This window comes from Candidatus Pelagibacter communis, assembly GCF_001180205.1.
GTDB classification, from domain to species: Bacteria; Pseudomonadota; Alphaproteobacteria; order Pelagibacterales; family Pelagibacteraceae; genus Pelagibacter; species Pelagibacter ubique_O.
In genome coordinates this window covers 1-1,367 of the sequence record NZ_CVSU01000003.1, presented here as the reverse complement: position 1 = coordinate 1,367, position 1,367 = coordinate 1, and the positions used below count along the sequence as shown (strand labels likewise).

Annotated in this window: 2 protein-coding genes; one reads left to right on the top strand and one right to left on the bottom strand. The window is 32.0% G+C overall.

The window, feature by feature from the left end; genetic code table 11:
- Positions 1-1,203 (top strand): electron transfer flavoprotein-ubiquinone oxidoreductase (locus AMO08_RS00025; RefSeq protein ID WP_075484190.1); only part of this gene is annotated, 1,203 nt, incomplete at its 5' end.
- Here AMO08_RS00025 and AMO08_RS00020 read toward each other — a convergent pair.
- The coding region (locus tag AMO08_RS00020; RefSeq protein ID WP_143323776.1) for a DUF2237 family protein at positions 1,204-1,367 on the bottom strand (164 nt) is incomplete at its 5' end. It lies immediately after the preceding gene.

Below are 1,367 nucleotides of genomic sequence, written 5' to 3'. Positions count from 1 at the left end.
TTATATAACGAAGATGGATCTGTTAAAGGTGTTGCAACTCAAGATATGGGTATAGATAAAGAGGGTAATAAAAAAGATAGTTTTGAACCAGGTATTGAGCTTTTAGGTAAAGTAACTGTTTTTGCAGAAGGGTGCAGAGGTCATTTAGGAAAACAATTGATTGAAAAATTTGAATTAAATAAAGGTAAAGATCCTCAACAATACGGAATTGGTTTTAAAGAAATTTGGGAAATAGAGGATAAAAATCATGAAGAAGGATTAGTTATGCATACAGCTGGATGGCCATTAGATCAAAATACATATGGTGGTAGTTTTATGTATCACGCAGAAAATAAACAAGTTTTTCTTGGTTATGTAATAGGTTTAGATTACAAAAATCCTCACCTTTCTCCTTATGATGAATTTCAGAGATTTAAAACGCATCCAGCAATAAAAAAAATTATAGAAGGTGGAAAAAGGATTTCTTACGGCGCAAGAGCCCTAATCGAAGGTGGATTTCAAAGTTTACCAAAAATGTTTATGCCTGGAGCTTTATTAGTTGGTTGTGATGCTGGAACTTTAAATATGCCAAAAATAAAAGGCTCTCATACAGCAATGAAAAGTGGAATAATTGCTGCTGAAACTATTAACGAGCACTTAAAAGAAAACAAAGATTTATCTATTTATGAAGATAAGTTTAAAAATAGCTGGTTACATAAAGAGCTTTATGAAGCCAGAAATGTAAAACCTAGTTTTAGTTGGGGTTTAATTTTAGGAATAATTTTTACAGGTATTGATCAAATCCTATTCAGAGGCAAACTTCCTTTTACTCTTAGACATAAACATGCTGATCATGAGGCGTTAAAGCCTGCAAATCAAATGCCAAAAATAGATTATCCAAAATATGATAATATCATAACTTTTGACAAAACTAGCTCAGTATATCTCACAGGAACTAATCACGCAGATAATCAACCTGTTCATTTAAAGCTTAAAAACCCTGATTTACCAATAAATTATACGTTAGAAAAATTTGATGAACCTGCTCAAAGATATTGTCCTGCAGGGGTTTATGAAGTTCAAAAAGAAAATGATGTAAATAAATTTGTAATTAATTCTCAAAATTGTATCCATTGCAAAACATGTGATATTAAAGAACCTTCTCAAAATATAACTTGGGTTACGCCAGAAGGAAGTGGTGGTCCAAGATATGGAAATATGTAATTAAGATAAATCTATTGCAAACTTTTTTAAAGTTTCAATAGGAAGATGTTTTAGAGTATTTTTATGAGTTCTTTTTAGGAAAATTGGACATCCTTTGCCTGCCTCAACAGCTTTAGCGTACCAACTAGCACACACGCACCAGCCATCTCCATCTTTTAATCCTG